At 72.4% G+C, this 18090-nt stretch carries 18 protein-coding genes; 14 read left to right on the top strand and 4 right to left on the bottom strand.

Annotated features, from left to right (window positions below; genetic code table 11):
* Nucleotides 1-6: 6 nt before the first annotated feature.
* Together ACZ6S8_RS04010 and ACZ6S8_RS04005 are read right to left on the bottom strand one after the other, a co-directional pair.
* Complete coding sequence (locus ACZ6S8_RS04010; RefSeq protein WP_469452221.1) at nt 7-2091, bottom strand: flotillin family protein; 2085 nt, start codon at nt 2089-2091, stop codon at nt 7-9.
* Between the two features lie 28 nt (nt 2092-2119).
* Nucleotides 2120-2716, bottom strand: coding sequence for a hypothetical protein (locus ACZ6S8_RS04005; RefSeq protein ID WP_469452218.1), 597 nt, complete (start codon nt 2714-2716; stop codon nt 2120-2122).
* A gap of 210 nt (nt 2717-2926) precedes the next feature.
* Between ACZ6S8_RS04005 and ACZ6S8_RS04000 the strand changes: the two genes are divergently transcribed.
* On the top strand, nt 2927-3340 hold the full coding sequence (locus ACZ6S8_RS04000; protein ID WP_469452216.1) for a VOC family protein: 414 nt from the start codon (nt 2927-2929) through the stop codon (nt 3338-3340).
* On the opposite strand, the gene ACZ6S8_RS03995 is transcribed toward ACZ6S8_RS04000, so the two are convergent.
* Together ACZ6S8_RS03995 and ACZ6S8_RS03990 are read right to left on the bottom strand one after the other, a co-directional pair.
* Nucleotides 3259-4020, bottom strand: coding sequence for a helix-turn-helix domain-containing protein (locus tag ACZ6S8_RS03995; RefSeq protein ID WP_469452215.1), 762 nt, complete (start codon nt 4018-4020; stop codon nt 3259-3261). The two genes, ACZ6S8_RS04000 and ACZ6S8_RS03995, sit on opposite strands and share 82 nt — an antisense overlap.
* A gap of 38 nt (nt 4021-4058) precedes the next feature.
* The gene (locus ACZ6S8_RS03990; protein ID WP_469452213.1) at nt 4059-5174 is read right to left on the bottom strand and encodes a YihY/virulence factor BrkB family protein; all 1116 of its coding nucleotides are present in this window, start codon (nt 5172-5174) and stop codon (nt 4059-4061) included.
* Nucleotides 5175-5191: 17 nt separating this feature from the next.
* Here ACZ6S8_RS03990 and ACZ6S8_RS03985 point away from each other — a divergent pair, with 17 nt between their 5' ends.
* From ACZ6S8_RS03985 to ACZ6S8_RS03925, 13 genes are all read left to right on the top strand, one after another.
* On the top strand, nt 5192-6835 hold the full coding sequence (locus ACZ6S8_RS03985) for an acyl-CoA dehydrogenase family protein (RefSeq protein ID WP_469452211.1): 1644 nt from the start codon (nt 5192-5194) through the stop codon (nt 6833-6835).
* Nucleotides 6836-7216: 381 nt separating this feature from the next.
* Nucleotides 7217-8479 carry a GAF domain-containing protein gene (locus tag ACZ6S8_RS03980; RefSeq protein ID WP_469452773.1) on the top strand — a complete coding sequence of 421 codons (1263 nt, stop codon included), beginning with the start codon at nt 7217-7219 and terminating at the stop codon, nt 8477-8479.
* Nucleotides 8480-8484: 5 nt separating this feature from the next.
* Complete coding sequence (locus ACZ6S8_RS03975) at nt 8485-9048, top strand: GNAT family N-acetyltransferase (RefSeq protein ID WP_469452210.1); 564 nt, start codon at nt 8485-8487, stop codon at nt 9046-9048.
* Nucleotides 9049-9253: 205 nt separating this feature from the next.
* Complete coding sequence (locus ACZ6S8_RS03970; protein WP_312847410.1) at nt 9254-9337, top strand: putative leader peptide; 84 nt, start codon at nt 9254-9256, stop codon at nt 9335-9337.
* A gap of 221 nt (nt 9338-9558) precedes the next feature.
* Nucleotides 9559-11250 carry a nitrite/sulfite reductase gene (locus ACZ6S8_RS03965; RefSeq protein WP_469452208.1) on the top strand — a complete coding sequence of 564 codons (1692 nt, stop codon included), beginning with the start codon at nt 9559-9561 and terminating at the stop codon, nt 11248-11250.
* The gene (locus tag ACZ6S8_RS03960) at nt 11247-11426 is read left to right on the top strand and encodes a hypothetical protein (RefSeq protein ID WP_469452207.1); all 180 of its coding nucleotides are present in this window, start codon (nt 11247-11249) and stop codon (nt 11424-11426) included. The genes ACZ6S8_RS03965 and ACZ6S8_RS03960 overlap by 4 nt, the downstream gene beginning before the upstream one ends.
* Nucleotides 11423-12124: a phosphoadenylyl-sulfate reductase gene (locus ACZ6S8_RS03955; protein ID WP_469452206.1), complete on the top strand. Its 702-nt coding sequence runs from the start codon at nt 11423-11425 to the stop codon at nt 12122-12124. The genes ACZ6S8_RS03960 and ACZ6S8_RS03955 overlap by 4 nt, the downstream gene beginning before the upstream one ends.
* Before the next feature lie 44 nt (nt 12125-12168).
* Complete coding sequence (cysC, locus tag ACZ6S8_RS03950; RefSeq protein WP_469452204.1) at nt 12169-12714, top strand: adenylyl-sulfate kinase; 546 nt, start codon at nt 12169-12171, stop codon at nt 12712-12714.
* Nucleotides 12711-13652, top strand: a complete 942-nt coding sequence (gene cysD / locus ACZ6S8_RS03945; RefSeq protein WP_469452203.1) for a sulfate adenylyltransferase subunit CysD — start codon at nt 12711-12713, stop codon at nt 13650-13652. Before cysC ends, cysD begins: the two co-directional genes overlap by 4 nt.
* A 2-nt stretch (nt 13653-13654) precedes the next feature.
* Entirely contained in the window at nt 13655-15004 is a 1350-nt protein-coding gene (locus tag ACZ6S8_RS03940; protein ID WP_469452201.1) for a sulfate adenylyltransferase subunit 1, read from the top strand.
* 214 nt (nt 15005-15218) lie between these two features.
* On the top strand, nt 15219-16367 hold the full coding sequence (locus tag ACZ6S8_RS03935) for an ABC transporter substrate-binding protein (protein ID WP_469452199.1): 1149 nt from the start codon (nt 15219-15221) through the stop codon (nt 16365-16367).
* Between the two features lie 34 nt (nt 16368-16401).
* Nucleotides 16402-17199, top strand: coding sequence for an ABC transporter ATP-binding protein (locus ACZ6S8_RS03930; RefSeq protein WP_469452197.1), 798 nt, complete (start codon nt 16402-16404; stop codon nt 17197-17199).
* The gene (locus tag ACZ6S8_RS03925; RefSeq protein WP_469452195.1) at nt 17186-18088 is read left to right on the top strand and encodes an ABC transporter permease; all 903 of its coding nucleotides are present in this window, start codon (nt 17186-17188) and stop codon (nt 18086-18088) included. The genes ACZ6S8_RS03930 and ACZ6S8_RS03925 overlap by 14 nt, the downstream gene beginning before the upstream one ends.
* Nucleotides 18089-18090: the final 2 nt, after the last annotated feature.

Here is an 18090-nt window from a genome sequence, read left to right as displayed (position 1 = left end):
GCGGCCTCAGGTGCCGGACGGGCCGCCGTGGGCGGCGGCGCCGTTCACCCCGGGCCCGGTGCCCGCCAGGGCGCCCACGGGGAGGTCGGCCAGGCCCAGCCGCCGGGCCTGCGCGAGCAGTTCGCCCAGCGGGGCCGACGAGGTGCCGCCGCCGCTCATCAGCTTCGTCAGCAGCGCCGAGACCGTCAGGTCGCGTACGTCCGAGGTGGAGACCGACCCCAGCATCCGGGTCAGGTCCTCGGTGAAGTCGGACGAGCCGTCCAGCCAGGGGCCGGCGAGCGTGCGCGCGGTCCGCGAGTGCTCGACGAAGCCGTCCAGGCTCTTGCCGAGCGAGATCGAGGAGACCAGCCGGTCGAAGAAGACGGAGTCCCCGCCGACGATGTTGATGTCGGCCTTCTCCAGCCCGGCCGCGACGACCACGGCCTGCGCCTCGGCGACCTGCCGCTGGACGTCCAGCCCGGCGAGGCGGACCTCCTTGTCGGCGGCCAGCCGCAGCCGGTACTCCTCGTGCCCCCGCGAGGCCTCGTCGAGCGCGGCCATCGCCGCGGCCTTCTCGGTCAGGCCGGCCGCCTCCGCCTTCAGCTTCTCGCCGATGGCCTCGGCGTCGGCCAGGGCCTGCGCCCGGGTGCCGGCCGCCTGGGCGAGCAGTCGCGCCTCGGTGGCGTGCGCCTCCGCGAGGCCGGACTTCTCGACGGCGTCGGCCTCCTTCTCCCGCACCTGTACGGCGGCCAGCCCGGGCGCGGCCGCCTCGGCCTGGACGCCCTCGGCGAGGCGCAGCTTGGCCCGCGCGTCGAGGTCGGCGGTCTTGACGCGCGCCTCGGCGAGCGTGACCTGCTCGGCCGCCCGGTGCACGGCCGCGGTCTCGGCCGCCTCCGCCGCCTTGATGTCCTTCACCAGGCGCTCCTGGGCCTCCGCCTCGGCGGCGATGACCACGGCCTGCCGGGTCCGCTCGGCCTCCTCGACCGTACGGAGCCGCTTGATCGACTCCTCCTGCTCGGCGACGGTGCGGTCCACGGCGACGCGCTCGCGCACGACTTCGGCGATGTCCCGCCGCTCGGTCTCGATCTCCTTGTCGGCGGCGATCCGGCTGAGCTGGGTCTCGCGCTCGCGGGCGATGACCTCCAGCTGGCGGTCCTTCTCGATGCGCTCGCTCTCGACGGCGATGACCCGCTCGCGGTTCTTCGCGGCGACGGCCACCTCGCGCGCCTGGTTCTCGCGCTGGACGCCGAGCTGTTCCTCGGTGCGCAGGAAGGCCGCCTGGGCGCGCAGCCGCTCCTCCTCGACCACCTTGGCGGTCTCCGCCTCCTCCTTGGCCCGTACCGTCTCGATCTCGCGGCGCTGCTTGATCTCGGCGTCGGCCTGGCGGCGTTCGAGTTCCAGGATGGCCTCGCGGGCGTCGACGTTCTGCCGGGTGATCTCCTTCTCCTCGGTGCGCTGGAACTCGTTGGTGCGCACGTGCTCGATGGCGGTCAGCTCGGTGATCTTCCGGATGCCCTGTGCGTCGAGGATGTTGGAGCTGTCGAGCTGGCTGAGCGGCGTCTGCTCCAGGTAGTCGATCGCCGCGTCCTCCAGGCTGTAGCCGTTGAGGTCGGTGCCGATGACGGCGATGATCCGGTCGCGGAACTCGTCGCGCATCGTGTAGAGGTCGGTGAAGTCGAGCTGCTTGCCGACGGTCTTCAGCGCCTCGGAGAACTTGGCGTTGAACAGCTCCTGCAGGGTGGCCTTGTCGCTGGCGCGCGCGGTGCCGATCGCCTGCGCGACCTTGATGACGTCCTCGACGGTCTTGTTGACGCGGACGAAGAACGAGATCCGGATGTCGGCACGGATGTTGTCCTGGCAGATGAGGCCGTCGCGGCCGGTCCGGGAGATCTCGATGGTCTTCACCGAGATGTCCATGATCTCGGCCTTGTGGAGCACGGGCAGCACGACCTGCCCGGTGAAGGTCACGTCGACCTTGCGCATGCGGGAGACGATCAGCGCCTTGCCCTGTTCGACCTTGCGGAACAGGCGGCTGACGACGAACAGCATGACCAGGACGAGGAGGAGCACGACGCCGACGAGCACGCCGACGCCCAGGGTGATGGCATCCATGGGAACCCTTCAGGTGGAGAGCTGTGGCTCAGGCGCGGGGGTCGAGCGCGCTGTCGTACGGGGCGACCCAGAAGAATTCCCCGGGTTCGTCGTACGCGTAGAGCAGGCCCGTACTGCCGTGGGAGAGCGGGTCGGAGCCCGTCTGGCGGACCTGTACGAGCGCGGTCGAGCCGTCGGCGGCGGCCACCTCGGCCTGGCCGAAGCCGGTGTCGACGCGGCCGGTACGGATCACGCAGGTCTGGCCGAGGAAGTCCTGCCGGGACGGCGGTGGCACGTCGGGCCCGAACACCCCGCGCAGCGGCCGTACGAGGACGGCGGTGGCGGTGCGGGCCGCGAGGACCGCGAGGACCAGGACGCCGGCTCCGCTCCAGCCGCCGAATCCGGCCCGGTCGAGCAGGACCGATCCGGCGAGGCTGATGAACCAGGCGACGGACGTGAAGACGGTGGCGGACACGGGGAAGGGGATCCCCAGGGTGCCCAGGGCCGAGGAGCCGGAGTCGGTGTCGACGCTGTCGTGCTCGGCGGCGCCGAGCAGGACCAGCAGCCAGTAGCCGACGGTCACGGCGAGGGCGAAGGAGAAGACGGCGGCGGGAAAGCCGAGCGCGGCCGAGACGAATTCGCCCACCCGTAATCCCCCCTTCCGCTTCCCGGCATCGCAGGGCCCCCGCCCTCCCGGTGTTTCCCAGTCTGCCCGACCCCACCGGGGGATTTCATTGCCGGATCCCGGCAGTCTTCGTGCCCTTCCGGTGCCGGACGGCGACCGGCGCGGCGGGGGCGCGCCGCGATGTCCGTTTCCTTCAAGACGGGGGCCGGGGGCGGTGCCTAGGCTGCCGTCATGACTCCTCGACTCGACATGATCGGCATGGTCGTCTCCGACATGGCCGCCTCGCTCGCCTTCTACCGCCGTCTCGGCATCGACGTCCCCGCGGGCGCCGAGGACCAGCCGCACGTGGAGGCCGTGCTCCCCGGCGGGCTGCGGATCGGATGGGACACGGAGGACGTCGTCCGCTCCTTCGACCCGTCCTGGGTCCGGCCCACCGGCGACGGCCGCCGCGACCTGGCCTTCCTGTGCGACTCCCCCGCCGAGGTGGACGCGCTGTACGCCGAGCTGACCGCTGCGGGGCACCCGGGCCACCTGAAGCCGTGGGACGCCTTCTGGGGCCAGCGCTACGCGGTGGTCCTCGACCCGGACGGCTGCGGCGTCTCGCTGTTCGCCGCCGCCGAGCCCGGGCCGGACGCAGCGGTGTAGGCGGTCAGCGTCGTCCCCGCCAGCGCGCGGACCTCGCGGGCCAGGTGCGCCTGGTCGGCGTACCCGGTGGCCTGCGCGACCTCGGCGTAGCCCGTGCCGGACCGGGCGAGGGCGAGCGCCCGGCGCAGCCGCAGGACCCGGCCGAGCGTGCGGGGGCCGTACCCGAAGGCGTCGAGCGAGCGCCGGTGCAGCTGCCGCTCCCCGAGCCCGACGGCCGCGGCGACCGCGGCCACCGCCTCCCCGGCCCGGATCCGGGCCGCGACCTCGGCGGCCAGCGGGTCGGGCGGTCCGGCCCCGGCGGCGCGCCGCGCGGCCAGCGCCTCCAGCCCGGCGCGCGGGTCCCCGTACGACCCGACGAGCCCGGCGAGACGGCGCACCTCGCGGGCCGGCCACAGCTCGGCCAGGTCCACCCGCCGGTCCCGCAGGACGTGCGCGGGGACGCCGAGCAGGGCGGGGGCGGTGCCGGGCGCGAAGCGGATCCCGGCGAAGACACCGCCCGGGACCTCTCCGGCCGGGTGCGGGCGGGTGTCGGTGCCGGCGACCAGCAGCCGCCCGTCGTCCGCCCACAGCAGGTCCATGCAGCCGTCGGGCAGCACCATGCCCCCGGGTCCTCCGCCGGGAGCCCCGGCCCGCCACAGCACGGCCCCGGGGACGGCCTCCGAACGGGCTTCCTCGTACATGGGACCAGGCTAGGGGGTGTCCGGCGGGGTCCGCCGGGTCAGTGCTTGCGGATCCGGGAGGTGTAGTCCTCCGGCGGGAGGAACTTCGACCACCGCTCGGGGAACTCCGACGGCATCCCGTCGTCCTCGTCGTCCTCGGACTCGCCCTCCGCCATCGCCCGCCAGGCGGCGGCCCGCGCGATCAGCTGGGCCGCCTCCGCCTCGCGGACCCGTTCGTTCGCCTCGCGGGCCGCGGCCGTGGCCACGGACGGCCAGACGCGGTCGATGGCGGCGTTGACGGCGGCGCCGACGAGCACCGCGAAGGCCGAGATGCCGATCCACAGCAGGATGGCGACCGGCGCGGCCAGCGATCCGTAGATCGTCGGCCCCTCCACCGTGTTGGTGAGGTAGATCCGCAGCAGGAACGAGCCCAGCACCCACATCGCGAGGGCCACCAGCGCGCCCGGCACGTCCTCGATCCACGGCGAGCGCACCGGGACGGACACGTGGTAGAGCGTGGTGAGGAAGGCGATGGACAGCACGGTGACCGTCGGCCAGTAGAGCACCGCGATCACCTCGGTGCTCCAGGGCAGCAGCCGGACGACGGCGTCGGGGCCGACGACCATCAGCGGCAGCACGATCGCGCCGATCAGCAGGGCGATGATGTACAGCAGGAAGGCCAGCAGCCGGGTCTTGACGATCCCGCGCTGGCCGTCGAGCCCGTACATCACGGTGATGGTGTCGATGAAGACGTTGACGGCGCGGGAGCCCGACCACAGCGCGAAGGCGAAGCCGAGCGAGATCAGGTCGGGCCGGCCCCGGCTGGTGACGTCGTCCAGCATGGGCTTGGCGATGTCGTTGACGCCCCGGTCGGAGAGCACCGTGCCGACGGCCCGCAGGATGTTCTCCTCGATGCTCTGGACGGACGCGGTGTCCGTCCAGCCGTCCACGTAGCCGAGGAGGCCGAGCAGGCCGAGGAAGAGCGGGGGGAGCGAGAGCAGGGTGAAGAAGGCCGCCTCGGCCGCGAGCCCGAGGATGCGGTACTCGATGCACGAGTTGACGGTGTCCTTCAGCAGCAGCCAGGCCATCTTCCGCTTGGAGACGTTGCGGTAGAGGGCGCGGGCCCGGTGGAGCCGTCCTGGGATCCGCTCGGGTGTTTCTTTTGCTGGCTGCACGTCCTTACGGTATCCGCATGGCAGCCACCACCCACACAGTCAGCAACCAGGCCCCGCCCCTGGTGGGCCACGACGTCTACGGGGGCGATCGCGTCCTCACGGAGGGCGTGGAACGGCACCTCGCCTCCGCGGACCCCGAACTGCTGGGAGACGTAAGGGAAGAGCTCACCGCCCTCGGGCGCGCCGCGGGCTCCGCGCAGGCCCGGGAATGGGGTGAGCAGGCGAACGCGCATCCGCCGGAACTGCGCACCCACGACCGGTACGGGAACCGGATCGACGAGGTGGACTTCCACCCGGCCTGGCACCGGCTGCTCGGGCACGCCGTGACCTCCGGGCTCACCGACGCCTGGGGGCGCCCGGCGGGGCACCTGCGCCGTGCGGCCGGGTTCTTCGTGTGGTCCCAGGCCGAGGCGGGGCACGGCTGCCCGGTCTCGATGACGCACGCCGCCGTGCCGGCGCTGCGGGCCGATCCGGAGCTGGCCGCCGAGTGGGAGCCGCGGCTGACCTCCCACGTGTACGAGCGGGGCCTGCGGCCGGCCGGGGAGAAGGCCGGCGTGCTGTTCGGCATGGGGATGACGGAGAAGCAGGGGGGCAGCGACGTACGGGCGAACACGACGTCGGCGGTGGCGCTGGACGCCTCCGGGGAGTACCTGCTGACCGGGCACAAGTGGTTCTGCTCGGCGCCGATGTGCGACGGCTTCCTGGTGCTGGCGCAGGCTCCGGGCGGGCTGACCTGCTTCCTGGTGCCGCGGGTGCTGCCGGACGGCACGCGCAACGTCTTCGCGATCCAGCGGCTGAAGGAGAAGCTGGGGAACCGGTCGAACGCGTCGAGCGAGGTCGAGTTCGACGGGACCTGGGCGCGGCGGGTGGGCGAGGAGGGCCGGGGGGTGCGGACGATCATCGAGATGGTCGCGGCGACCCGGCTGGACTGTGTCATCGGCTCGGCCTCGCTGATGAGGCAGGCGCTGACGCAGGCCGTGCACCATGCGGAGCACCGCTCTGCTTTCGGAGCGCTGCTCGTCGACCAGCCGCTGATGCGCAACGTGCTCGCGGACCTCGCCCTGGAGTCGGAGGCGGCCACGACCCTCACCCTGCGCCTCGCCGCGGCGTACGACGCGGGCACGGACCGGGAGAGGGCGTTCCTGCGCCTCGCGGTTCCCGTGGCCAAGTACTGGGTGACCAAGCGCTGTACGCCGATGGTGGCGGAGGCCCTGGAGTGTCTGGGCGGCAACGGCTACGTCGAGGAGTCCGGCATGCCGAGACTGCTGCGGGAGTCCCCGCTGAACTCCATCTGGGAGGGCTCGGGCAACGTCCAGGCGCTGGACGTACTGCGCGCCCTCCAGCGGGAGCCGCACGCGCTGAACGCGTTCCTCACCGAGGTCGGCCTGGCCCGGGGCGCCGACCACCGGCTCGATTCGGCCATCAAGGGGCTGCTCACGGAGCTCGCCGACCTGGACGGCATCGAGGCGCGGGCCCGCCGCGTGGTGGAACGCATGGCGCTGGTGCTCCAGGGTTCCCTGCTGGTGCGCTGGGCCCCGCCGGAGGTGGCCGACGCGTTCTGCGCCTCGCGGCTCGGCGGCGACTGGGGCGCGGCCTTCGGCACGCTGCCGCACAGCCTGGACCTCGGCGCCGTCGTGGAACGGGCGCGGATCGCGGGCTAGGGCGCCGGCCGTCTCGCGGGAGACGGACCGGGAGGGCGGGCACCCCCCAAGGTCCCCGCACCGCTCCGAGCACGGGATCCGGGCCCGTCGAACGGGACCAGGGGCGGCGCCGCGCCGACTCGGCACCGCCCCTGACCCGAGAAGCCCCGAGGAGGAGCTGTCACGCCGCTCGGCGGCGTGCGGACAGTTTCGGTCGGGCGACCGGGACTTGGCGAGAGTTGCATGAGGTTGCACCCTGTGAGTCGGCAGCCGCCCGCCGGGGCCGGGGGCGCGGCATCCACGGAGCCGCCCGGGCGGCTCCGTCGTACGTCCTGTTCGCACGGGGAGGTTCCGGTGGCCGACACCGCAGGCAGCACGGTCGATGGGGCACGCGTCTCGGCCATGGACGCGCGGCAGGCCGCGCGCCTGCTCAAGGGGGTGCGGGCGGCGGTGCTCGCCGGCGACCGGCTGCCGGCGGCGGCCCGGCCGGAGATCGCCGAGTCCTGGCGCCGGATGCTGGCCGGCGGGGTGCACCCGGACCGGGACGCGCGCTCGCGGATGCTGTCGGCCGCCGAGACCGAGGAGCGGCGCCGTACCTCGCCGCTGCGGGAGGTGCTGCCCGTGCTGCGGGAGGGGCTGCTGCCCGCGCTGGACGGGGCCCTGCACATCATGGTCGTCGCCGACGCGGACGGCCGGCTGCTGTGGCGCGAGGGCCACGCCTCGATCCTGCGCAAGGCGGACCGGCTCGGCTTCTCGGTCGGGGCCGACTGGGACGAGGCCGTGGTCGGCACGAACGGGGTGGGCACGGCCCTGGTCGCCCGGCGCCCCGTCCAGGTGTTCTCGGCGGAGCACTTCGTCTCCAGCCACCACGAGTGGACCTGCGCGGGCGCGCCCGTGCGCGACCCCCGCGACGGGCGGCTGCTGGGCGTGGTCGACGTCAGCGGGCCGCTGGCGACCATGCACCCGGCGACGCTGGCGTGGGTGAGCTCGGTGGCCCGGCTCGCGGAGCGGGAGCTGCGCCTGCGCCACCTGGAGTCCCTGGAGCGGCTGCGCGCGGTGGCCTCGCCGCTGCTGGCCCGGCTGCCGGGGCGGGCGCTGGCCGTGGACCCCGACGGCTGGACGGCGGCGGTGACGGGCCTGGCCCCGACGGACCGCGTGCCGCTGCCGAAGGGGTTCGGGCCGGGCCGGGTGTGGGTGCCGCAGCTCGGCGAGTGCGCGGTGGAGCCACTGCCGGGCGGCTGGCTGCTGCGGATCGCGGAATGCCGGGCGCCGGCGGCGGCGACCCGCGTCGTCCTCGACCTCAGCCGGCCGGGGGCCTGGTCGGCGACGGTGTGCGGGGCCGCGGGGAGCTGGACGCAGGAGCTGAGCCCGCGCCACGCGGAGCTGCTGTTCCTGCTGGCGGAGCGCCCGCGCGGCCGGACGGCGGCGGAGCTGGCCGCCGAGCTGTTCGGCGACCCGACGCGCACGGTGACGGTCCGCGCGGAGCTGTCGCGGGTGCGCCGCCACCTCGCGGGTGTCCTCGCCCACCGCCCGTACCGCTTCGCCGAGGACGTGGAGGTGGAGGTGGTCCGCCCCGACGACCCCCTCGCGCTGCTGGCCCACTCCACCGCCCCGGCGGTGATCCGGGCCCGCCTGGTCCGTACCGGGCCCGGCGTGATTCCCTGACCTGCATGAGCACCATCACCCTCACCACCTGGTCCCTGGAAATGACCTCCCCCGGAGACCTGGTCCCCGCGGCCGCGCCGGGCCCGGAGGTCACCGTCGTCCGGTCCGAGGTCCCCTCCCCCGAGTTCAGCCGCTTCCTCTACGCCTCGGTGGGCGGCGACATCCACTGGACGGACCGCCTCGCCCTGACCCGCGCGCAGTGGGTGGAGCAGCTGTCCCGGCCGGGAGTGGAGACGTGGGTGGCGTACGACCGCGGGACGCCGGCCGGCTACGTCGAGCTCGACCCGCAGGCCGACGGCACGGTGGAGATCATGTACTTCGGGCTGCTCCCGGAGTTCCGCGGCCGCCGCATCGGCGGACACCTGCTCTCGCTGGGCGTCGCGCGCGCCTGGGACCTGGCGTCCCGCTGGCCGGACCGGGAGCAGACGCGGCGCGTGTGGGTCCACACCTGCAGCCAGGACGGGCCCACGGCGATGGCGAACTACCAGCGGCGCGGTTTCCGGCTGTTCGCGACGGAAACGGAACCGAAGGAGGAGTCCGAGACCCCCGGACCGTGGCCCGGCGCGTAGCCTCCGCGGGGGCCGCTCCCGTTCGCCCGCCCGGCGCCCCGCGGGCCCGCCCGCGGGCTGCGGGGCGCGCCCGGAGGGGGCCCGGAGGAAACCGGAAGGGGTGCGTCACGTGACCCCGATCACGCCATCCCGCGATGCGAGACGAGTTCGTCCATATCGTGGACAGTAGTGGACTCGTCCAATCGGCACATGACACGCTTCCGTCATGAATGGAGCTGGAATTGCCTTGGTGAGTCGGCGGCACGTCGACCTCGGCCGCATGTCCAGCGCCATCTGTCCGGCGCGCTGACGGAACCAGCCACCGCCGCACATCGCCGCACGCCCGGCATCGCCGCCGTGGAAGCGTCGATCACCGCAGTCCCCTGAAGGCCGCATACCGCCCTGCCCGCCGGCCACCCCGGCACGGGCGCGGGTACCAGCCGCACCCACTCAGCGACGCCGACGTGACAGGGGCGCGTGCCGCCCTCTCCCCTGCCCCCGCCTTGAGCCGCCGAAGAAGGACGTACCGCCATGGCCGCCACCCCCGAAACGCCCGCAGCCGCGCGCCGCAAGACCGGCCGTCACCGCGGTGAGGGCCAGTGGGCCGTCGGACACCACACGCCCCTCAACGGCAACGAGCAGTTCAAGAAGGACGACGACGGTCTCAACGTGCGGACACGCATCGAGACGATCTACTCCAAGGCGGGGTTCGACTCGATCGACCCCAACGACCTGCGCGGCCGCATGCGCTGGTGGGGGCTCTACACCCAGCGCAAGCCCGGGATCGACGGCGGCAAGACCGCGATCCTGGAGCCGGAGGAGCTGGACGACAAGTACTTCATGCTGCGCGTGCGCATCGACGGCGGCCGGCTGACCACCGAGCAGCTGCGCGTCATCGGCGAGATCTCCGAGGAGTTCGCCCGCGGCACCGCCGACCTCACCGACCGCCAGAACGTCCAGTACCACTGGATCCGGATCGAGGACGTCCCGGAGATCTGGCGCCGCCTGGAGGCCGTCGGCCTCTCGACCACCGAGGCCTGCGGTGACACGCCCCGCGTGATCCTCGGTTCGCCCGTCGCCGGCATCGCGCAGGACGAGATCATCGACGGCACCCCCGCCATCGACGAGATCTACCGCCGCATCGTCGGCAACCCCGACTTCTCCAACCTGCCCCGCAAGTTCAAGTCCGCGATCTCCGGCTCGCCGCTGCTCGACGTGGCGCACGAGATCAACGACATCGCCTTCGTCGGCGTGAACCACCCCGAGCACGGCCCCGGCTTCGACGTCTGGGTCGGCGGCGGCCTCTCCACCAACCCCAAGCTGGGCGTGCGCCTGGGCACCTGGGTCTCCCTCGACGAGGTCCCGGACGTCTACGAGGGCGTCATCTCGATCTTCCGCGACTACGGATACCGCCGGCTGCGCACCCGCGCCCGCCTGAAGTTCCTCGTCGCCGACTGGGGTCCGGCCAAGTTCCGCCAGGTCCTGGAGGACGAGTACCTGGAGCGGAAGCTGACGGACGGCCCCGCCCCCGAGCAGCCTTCCGGCCAGTGGCGCGACCACGTCGGCGTCCACCAGCAGCAGGACGGCCGGTTCTACGTGGGCTTCGCGCCCCGCGTGGGCCGCGTGGACGGCGCCACCCTCACCAAGATCGCGGACGTCGCCGCGCAGCACGGCTCCGGCCGCCTGCGCACCACGGCCGAGCAGAAGATGATCGTCCTCGACATCGAGGCCGACCGGGTCGACTCCGTGGTCGCGGCCCTGGAGGCGCTGGACCTGCGGGTCAAGCCGTCCCCGTTCCGCCGCGGCACCATGGCCTGCACCGGCATCGAGTTCTGCAAGCTGGCCATCGTCGAGACGAAGGCGCGCGGCGCCTCGCTGATCGACGAACTGGAGCGCCGCCTGCCGGAGTTCTCCGAGCCGCTGACGATCAACATCAACGGCTGCCCGAACGCCTGCGCCCGCATCCAGGTGGCGGACATCGGTCTCAAGGGCCAGCTGGTGCTCGACGAGGACGGCAACCAGGTGGAGGGCTACCAGGTCCACCTGGGCGGCGCCCTCGGCCTGGAGGCCGGCTTCGGCCGCAAGGTCCGCGGGCTCAAGGTCACCTCGGCCGGCCTGCCCGACTACGTGGAGCGGGTCGTCACGCGCTTCCAGGAGCAGCGCGAGGACGGCGAGCGCTTCGCCTCCTGGGTCACCCGCGCGAGCGACGAGGCCCTGTCATGAGCGAGCGCGCCGCACCCTTCTACTGCCCGTACTGCGGCGACGAGGACCTGTTCCCCAACGAGACGGGTCACGGCGCCTGGGAATGCAGGGCCTGCAACCGGGCCTTCCAGCTGAAGTACCTCGGGCTGCTGTCCCGGGGCGTTCAGACCAACGGCACTGGAGGGGACGAGATATGACGACGGCTCAGGAGACCACCGACCTGAAGGAACTGGCCGAGCGTGCGGGCCGGGACCTGGAGGACGCCTCCGCGCTGGAGATCCTCAACTGGGCGGCCGAGACCTTCGGCCGGAAGTTCGCCGTGACCTCCTCCATGGAGGACGCGGTCGTCGCCCACCTGGCGTCCCGCGCCTTCCCCGGCGTGGACGTGGTGTTCCTCGACACCGGTTACCACTTCGAGGAGACCATCGGCACCCGTGACGCGGTCGAGGCCGTGATGGACGTCAACGTCATCACGCTCTCCCCGCGCCGCACCGTCGCCGAGCAGGACGCCGAGCACGGCCCGAAGCTGCACGACCGCGACCCCGACCTGTGCTGCGCCCTGCGCAAGGTCAAGCCGCTGGAAGAGGGCCTGACCGCGTACGACGCCTGGGCGACGGGCCTGCGCCGTGACGAGTCCCCGACCCGGGCGAACACCCCGGTGGTCGGCTGGGACGAGAAGCGCCGCAAGGTCAAGGTCTCGCCGATCGCCCGCTGGACGCAGGACGACGTGGACGCCTACGTCGCCGAGCACGGCGTGCTCACCAACCCGCTGCTGACGGACGGTTACGCCTCCGTCGGCTGCGCCCCCTGCACCCGCCGGGTCGCGGAGGGCGAGGACGCGCGGTCCGGCCGCTGGGCCGGCCTGGGCAAGACCGAGTGCGGACTGCACGGCTGATGACGACACCCCCCACTCGTACGGAACCGACGGAGAAGAACCAGATGAGCGTGAGCGACCAGGGCGCCACCGTGTGGCTGACCGGGCTGCCGAGCGCGGGCAAGACCACGATCGCCTACGCACTGGCCGAACGGCTGCGCGCCGGCGGCCGCCGCGTGGAGGTGCTCGACGGCGACGAGATCCGCGAGTTCCTCTCCGCCGGCCTCGGCTTCAGCCGGGAGGACCGGCACACGAACGTGCAGCGGATCGGCTTCGTCGCCGAGCTCCTCGCGAGCAACGGCGTCACGGCGCTCGTGCCCGTGATCGCGCCGTTCGCGGACAGCCGCGAGGCCGTCCGCAAGCGGCACGCCGCCGAGGGAACCCCGTACCTGGAGGTCCACGTGGCCACCCCGGTCGAGGTCTGCTCGGAGCGTGACGTGAAGGGCCTGTACGCCAAGCAGGCGGCGGGCGAGATCTCGGGTCTGACCGGGGTCGACGACCCGTACGAGGCCCCGGAGTCCCCGGACCTCCGTATCGAGTCGCACACGCAGTCCGTGCAGGAGTCGGCCTCGGCCCTGTACGAGCTGCTCACCGAGAGGGGTCTGGCATGACCACGGCCGCACACCTGCACACCGATTCCGGCTCCGACGCCCCGTACGCGCTCTCGCACCTGGACGCGCTCGAGTCCGAAGCCGTGCACATCTTCCGCGAGGTGGCGGGCGAGTTCGAGAAGCCGGTGGTCCTCTTCTCCGGCGGCAAGGACTCCATCGTCATGCTGCACCTGGCGCTGAAGGCGTTCGCGCCGGCGCCGGTCCCCTTCACGCTGCTGCACGTCGACACGGGCCACAACTTCCCCGAGGTGCTGGAGTACCGCGACCGCACGGTCGCCCGGCACGGTCTGCGCCTGCACGTGGCGTCCGTCCAGGACTACATCGACGCGGGCAAGCTGCGCGAGCGCCCCGACGGCACCCGCAACCCGCTGCAGACCCTGCCGCTGACGGAGGCCATCCAGAGCCTCAAGTTCGACGCCGTCTTCGGCGGCGGACGCCGCGACGAGGAGAAGGCCCGCGCCAAGGAGCGGGTCTTCTCCCTGCGCGACGAGTTCTCCCAGTGGGACCCGCGCCGCCAGCGCCCCGAGCTGTGGCAGCTGTACAACGGCCGCCACGCCCCGGGCGAGCACGTGCGCGTCTTCCCGCTCTCCAACTGGACCGAGCTGGACGTGTGGCAGTACATCGCCCGCGAGGACATCGAGCTGCCGGAGATCTACTTCGCCCACGAGCGCGAGGTGTTCCAGCGGAGCGGCATGTGGCTGACGGCCGGGGAGTGGGGCGGCCCCAAGGAGAGCGAGACGCCCGAGAAGCGCCTCGTCCGCTACCGCACCGTCGGCGACATGTCCTGCACCGGCGCCGTCGACTCCGACGCCACCACGCTGGACGCCGTGATCGCCGAGATCGCCGTCTCCCGCCTCACCGAGCGCGGCGCGACCCGCGCCGACGACAAGATGTCCGAGGCCGCGATGGAAGACCGCAAGCGCGAAGGGTACTTCTAGACATGACCAGCACCACCGAACAGGTCGCCGGCCTCGCCGACGCCGCGGCCACCACCCTGCTGCGCTTCGCGACCGCCGGTTCCGTCGACGACGGCAAGTCCACCCTGGTGGGCCGGCTGCTGCACGACTCCAAGTCGGTCCTGACCGACCAGATGGAGGCCGTCGAGGCCGTCTCCGCCCAGCGCGGCCAGGAGGCCCCCGACCTCGCGCTGCTCACCGACGGCCTGCGGGCCGAGCGGGAGCAGGGCATCACCATCGACGTCGCGTACCGCTACTTCGCCACCGCGCGGCGCCGGTTCATCCTCGCGGACACCCCCGGGCACGTGCAGTACACCCGGAACATGGTCACCGGCGCCTCCACCGCCGACCTGGCCGTGGTCCTGGTCGACGCCCGCAACGGCGTGATCGAGCAGACCCGCCGGCACGCGGCCGTCGCGGCCCTGCTGCGCGTCCCGCACGTGGTCCTGGCCGTCAACAAGATGGACCTGGTGGACTACGCCGAGTCGGTCTTCGCCGCGATCGCCGAGGAGTTCACCGCGTACGCCTCGGACCTGGGCGTCCCGGAGATCACCGCCATCCCGATCTCGGCCCTGGCCGGGGACAACGTGGTCGAGCCGTCCGCGAACATGGACTGGTACGGCGGCCCCACGGTGCTGGAGCACCTGGAGACCGTCCCGGTCAGCCACGACCTGACCGCCTGCCCCGCGCGCTTCCCGGTCCAGTACGTGATCCGCCCGCAGTCCGCGGAGCACCCGGACTACCGCGGCTACGCGGGCCAGATCGCCTCCGGCGTGCTGCGCGTCGGCGAAGCCGTGACGGTCCTGCCGTCGGGTCGCACCAGCACCATCGAGGGCATCGACGCGCTCGGCGAGAGCGTCGACATCGCCTGGGCGCCGCAGTCCGTGACGCTGCGCCTGAAGGACGACATCGACATCTCGCGCGGCGACCTGATCGCGCCGTCCGCGAGCGCCCCGGCCGTCACGCAGGACGTGGAGGCGACGGTCTGCCACGTGGCGGACCAGCCGCTGGCCGTCGGCGCGCGGGTGCTGATCAAGCACACGACGCGCACGGTCAAGGCGATCGTCAAGGAGATCCCCTCGCGGCTGACCCTGGACGACCTGTCCCAGCACCCGCTCCCCGGGCAGCTGGTGGCCAACGACATCGGCCGCGTCGTCGTCCGCACCGCCGAGCCGCTCGCGCTCGACGCGTACGCCGACTCGCGCCGCACCGGGTCCTTCCTGCTGATCGACCCGGCCGACGGTACGACCCTGGCGGCCGGCATGGCGGGCGAGTCCTTCGCCTCCAAGGCCGAGACGACCGTACAGGCGGACGAAGAAGGGTGGGACTTCTAAGCATGCTGTCCGACATCTACTCGACCTTCGCCAAGGAGGGCGGCCGCGTGGGCAGCGGCTCCCTCGGCAGCGGCCAGGGAGGGGTGGCGCGATGTGCGCGATGACGTACGCGCACCGCATGCGCGCCCACACCCCCCACGTGCCGTACCCGTCCCCGCTCCACAGACGAAGACCTGCGTCGTGACCACACGGCGCTCCGAGAGGAAGCCCTCCCGTGCCTGCCACCGGTACCACCACCCGTACTGCGCTTTCCCGTAAGACCGGTCTGCGCCGCGGCATCGTCGCCGCCGCCGCCCTGCCGCTCCTGATCGGTGGGCTCGCCTCCTGCGGCTACGGCTCCGAGGCCAAGAAGGACGAGCCGAAGGACAAGGCCGCCAACGTGGCCGACGCCAAGAAGCTCTCCGCCGCCGAGGTCCGCATCGGGTACTTCCCGAACCTGACGCACGCCACCGCGCTGGTCGGCCTCCAGGAGGGCCTGATCCAGAAGGAACTGAACGGCACCACGATCAAGCCGCAGTCCTTCAACGCCGGCCCGTCCGAGATCGAGGCCCTCAACGGCGGCTCTCTCGACATCGGCTTCATCGGCCCCTCCCCGTCGATCAACGGCTACGTGAAGTCCAAGGGCTCCAACCTGCGGATCATCTCCGGCTCCGCCTCGGGCGGCGTCAAGCTCGTCGTGAACCCGGACAAGATCAAGACCCTGGACGACCTCAAGGGCAAGAAGATCGCCACCCCGCAGAAGGGGAACACGCAGGACGTCGCGTTCCTCAACTGGATCTCCGAGAAGGGCTGGAAGGTCGACCCGGAGTCCGGCAAGGGCGACGTCTCCGTCGTCCGCACGGACAACAAGGTCACCCCGGACGCCTTCAAGCAGGGCTCGATCGACGGCGCCTGGGTGCCGGAGCCCACGGCCTCCAAGCTCGTCTCCGACGGCGCCGCCGTGCTCCTCGACGAGACCGACCTGTGGCCCGACAAGAAGTTCGTCATCACGAACATCATCGTGTCGCAGAAGTTCCTCAAGGAGCACCCGGACGTGGTCGAGGCCGTGCTCAAGGGCACGGTGAAGACCAACGAGTGGATCAACGCCAACCCGGACAAGGCGAAGGCCTCCGCCAACGCCAAGCTGGCGGCGGAGGGCGGCAAGCCGCTGGACGCCAAGGTCATCGACCCGGCGTGGCCGAGCATCGCGATCACCGACGACCCGCTGGCGTCGACGCTGAAGACGCAGTCCGAGTGGGCGGTCAAGGCCAAGCTCATCGAGCAGCCCGACCTGGCCGGCATCTACGACCTGACGCTCCTGAACAAGGTGCTCAAGGCCGCGGGCAAGCCCGAGGTCTCCGACGCCGGTCTCGGCGCCAAGTAACCCCGTAGTCCAGCAACCCCAGGAGGTGACGACCATGGCCACGACGCTTGCCAAGGCTGCCGAGGGCACCGTAGCGGAGCAGCACGCGCACGCCGCGCGCATCGAGCACGTCTCGAAGTCCTTCTCCGGCCCGGCCGGATCGCAGCTCGTCCTGGACGACATCAGCCTCGATGTCGCTCCCGGAGAGTTCGTCACCATCCTGGGGGCCTCCGGGTGTGGCAAGTCCACACTGCTGAACCTGGTCGCCGGCCTGGACAAGCCGTCCGTGGGGTCCATCGCGACCCCCGGCGGCCGCCCGGCCCTCATGTTCCAGGAGCACGCCCTCTTCCCGTGGCTCACCGCGGGCAAGAACATCGAACTCGCCCTGCGCCTGCGCGGGGTGGCCAAGGCCGAGCGCCGTCCGGAGGCGGAGCGGCTGCTGGAGCTGGTCCGGCTCGGCGGGGCGTACGGCAAGCGCGTGCACGAGCTGTCGGGCGGCATGCGTCAGCGCGTCGCCCTCGCCCGGGCCCTCGCGCAGGACAGCCAGCTGCTGCTGATGGACGAGCCGTTCGCGGCGCTGGACGCCATCACCCGCGACGTGCTGCACGGCGAGCTCACCCGCATCTGGGAAGAGACGAACCTGTCGGTCCTCTTCGTCACGCACAACGTGCGCGAGGCCGTGCGGCTCGCGCAGCGCGTGGTCCTGCTCTCCTCGCGGCCCGGCCGGATCGCGAAGGAATGGACCGTGGGCATCCCGCAGCCGCGCCGCATCGAGGACGCGGACGTCGCGGAGCTGTCCCTTGAGATCACTGAACACCTGCGTGGGGAGATCCGCCGCCATGGCCAGCACTGACACCACCCCGAAGGTCGCGGCCAAGGGCAAGGCCGACGACCTGGCGGGCCTGGAGGCGGGCCTCGACGCCCTGGACGCGGTCGAGACCCACCGGACCCCGGTCCGCGAGGTCCTCGTCAAGAAGGTCCTGCCGCCGCTCCTGGCCGTCGGCCTGGTCCTCCTGGTCTGGCAGGTCCTCGTCGCGGCGAAGGTCACCGACGAGACCAAGCTCCCGGCCCTCACCGACGTGTGGGACAGCCTGTCCGACATGTGGATCAAGGGGACGCTGCTGGAGGTCATCTGGACCAGCGTGTCGCGCGGTCTGCTCGGCTTCCTGCTGGCCCTGGCCATCGGCACCCCCCTCGGCCTGATCGTCGCCCGGGTGAAGTTCGTGCGCGCCGCGATCGGACCGATCCTGCAGGGCCTGCAGTCCCTGCCCTCGGTGGCCTGGGTGCCGCCGGCCGTGCTCTGGTTCGGCCTCAACGACGCCATGATGTACACCGTGATCCTGCTGGGCGCGGTCCCGTCGATCGCCAACGGCCTCGTCTCCGGCATCGACCAGGTCCCGCCGCTGTTCCTCCGGGCGGGCCGCACCCTGGGCGCCACCGGACTGCGCGGCGCCCGGCACATCGTCATGCCGGCCGCGCTGCCGGGCTACCTGGCCGGTCTGAAGCAGGGCTGGGCCTTCTCCTGGCGTTCGCTGATGGCCGCCGAGATCATCGCCAGCTCCCCGGACCTGGGCCTCGGGCTCGGCCAGTTGCTGGAGAACGGCCGCAACAACATCGACCTGCCGGGCGTGTTCCTCGCGATCCTGCTGATCCTGGTGGTCGGCATCGCCATCGACCTGCTGATCTTCAGCCCGGTCGAGCGGTGGGTGCTGCGCAGCCGCGGCCTGCTGGTCAAGAGCTGAGC

It is taken from the genome of Streptomyces sp. NPDC048461 (assembly GCF_055587105.1).
This window is presented reverse-complemented; position numbering and strand designations above follow the sequence as displayed.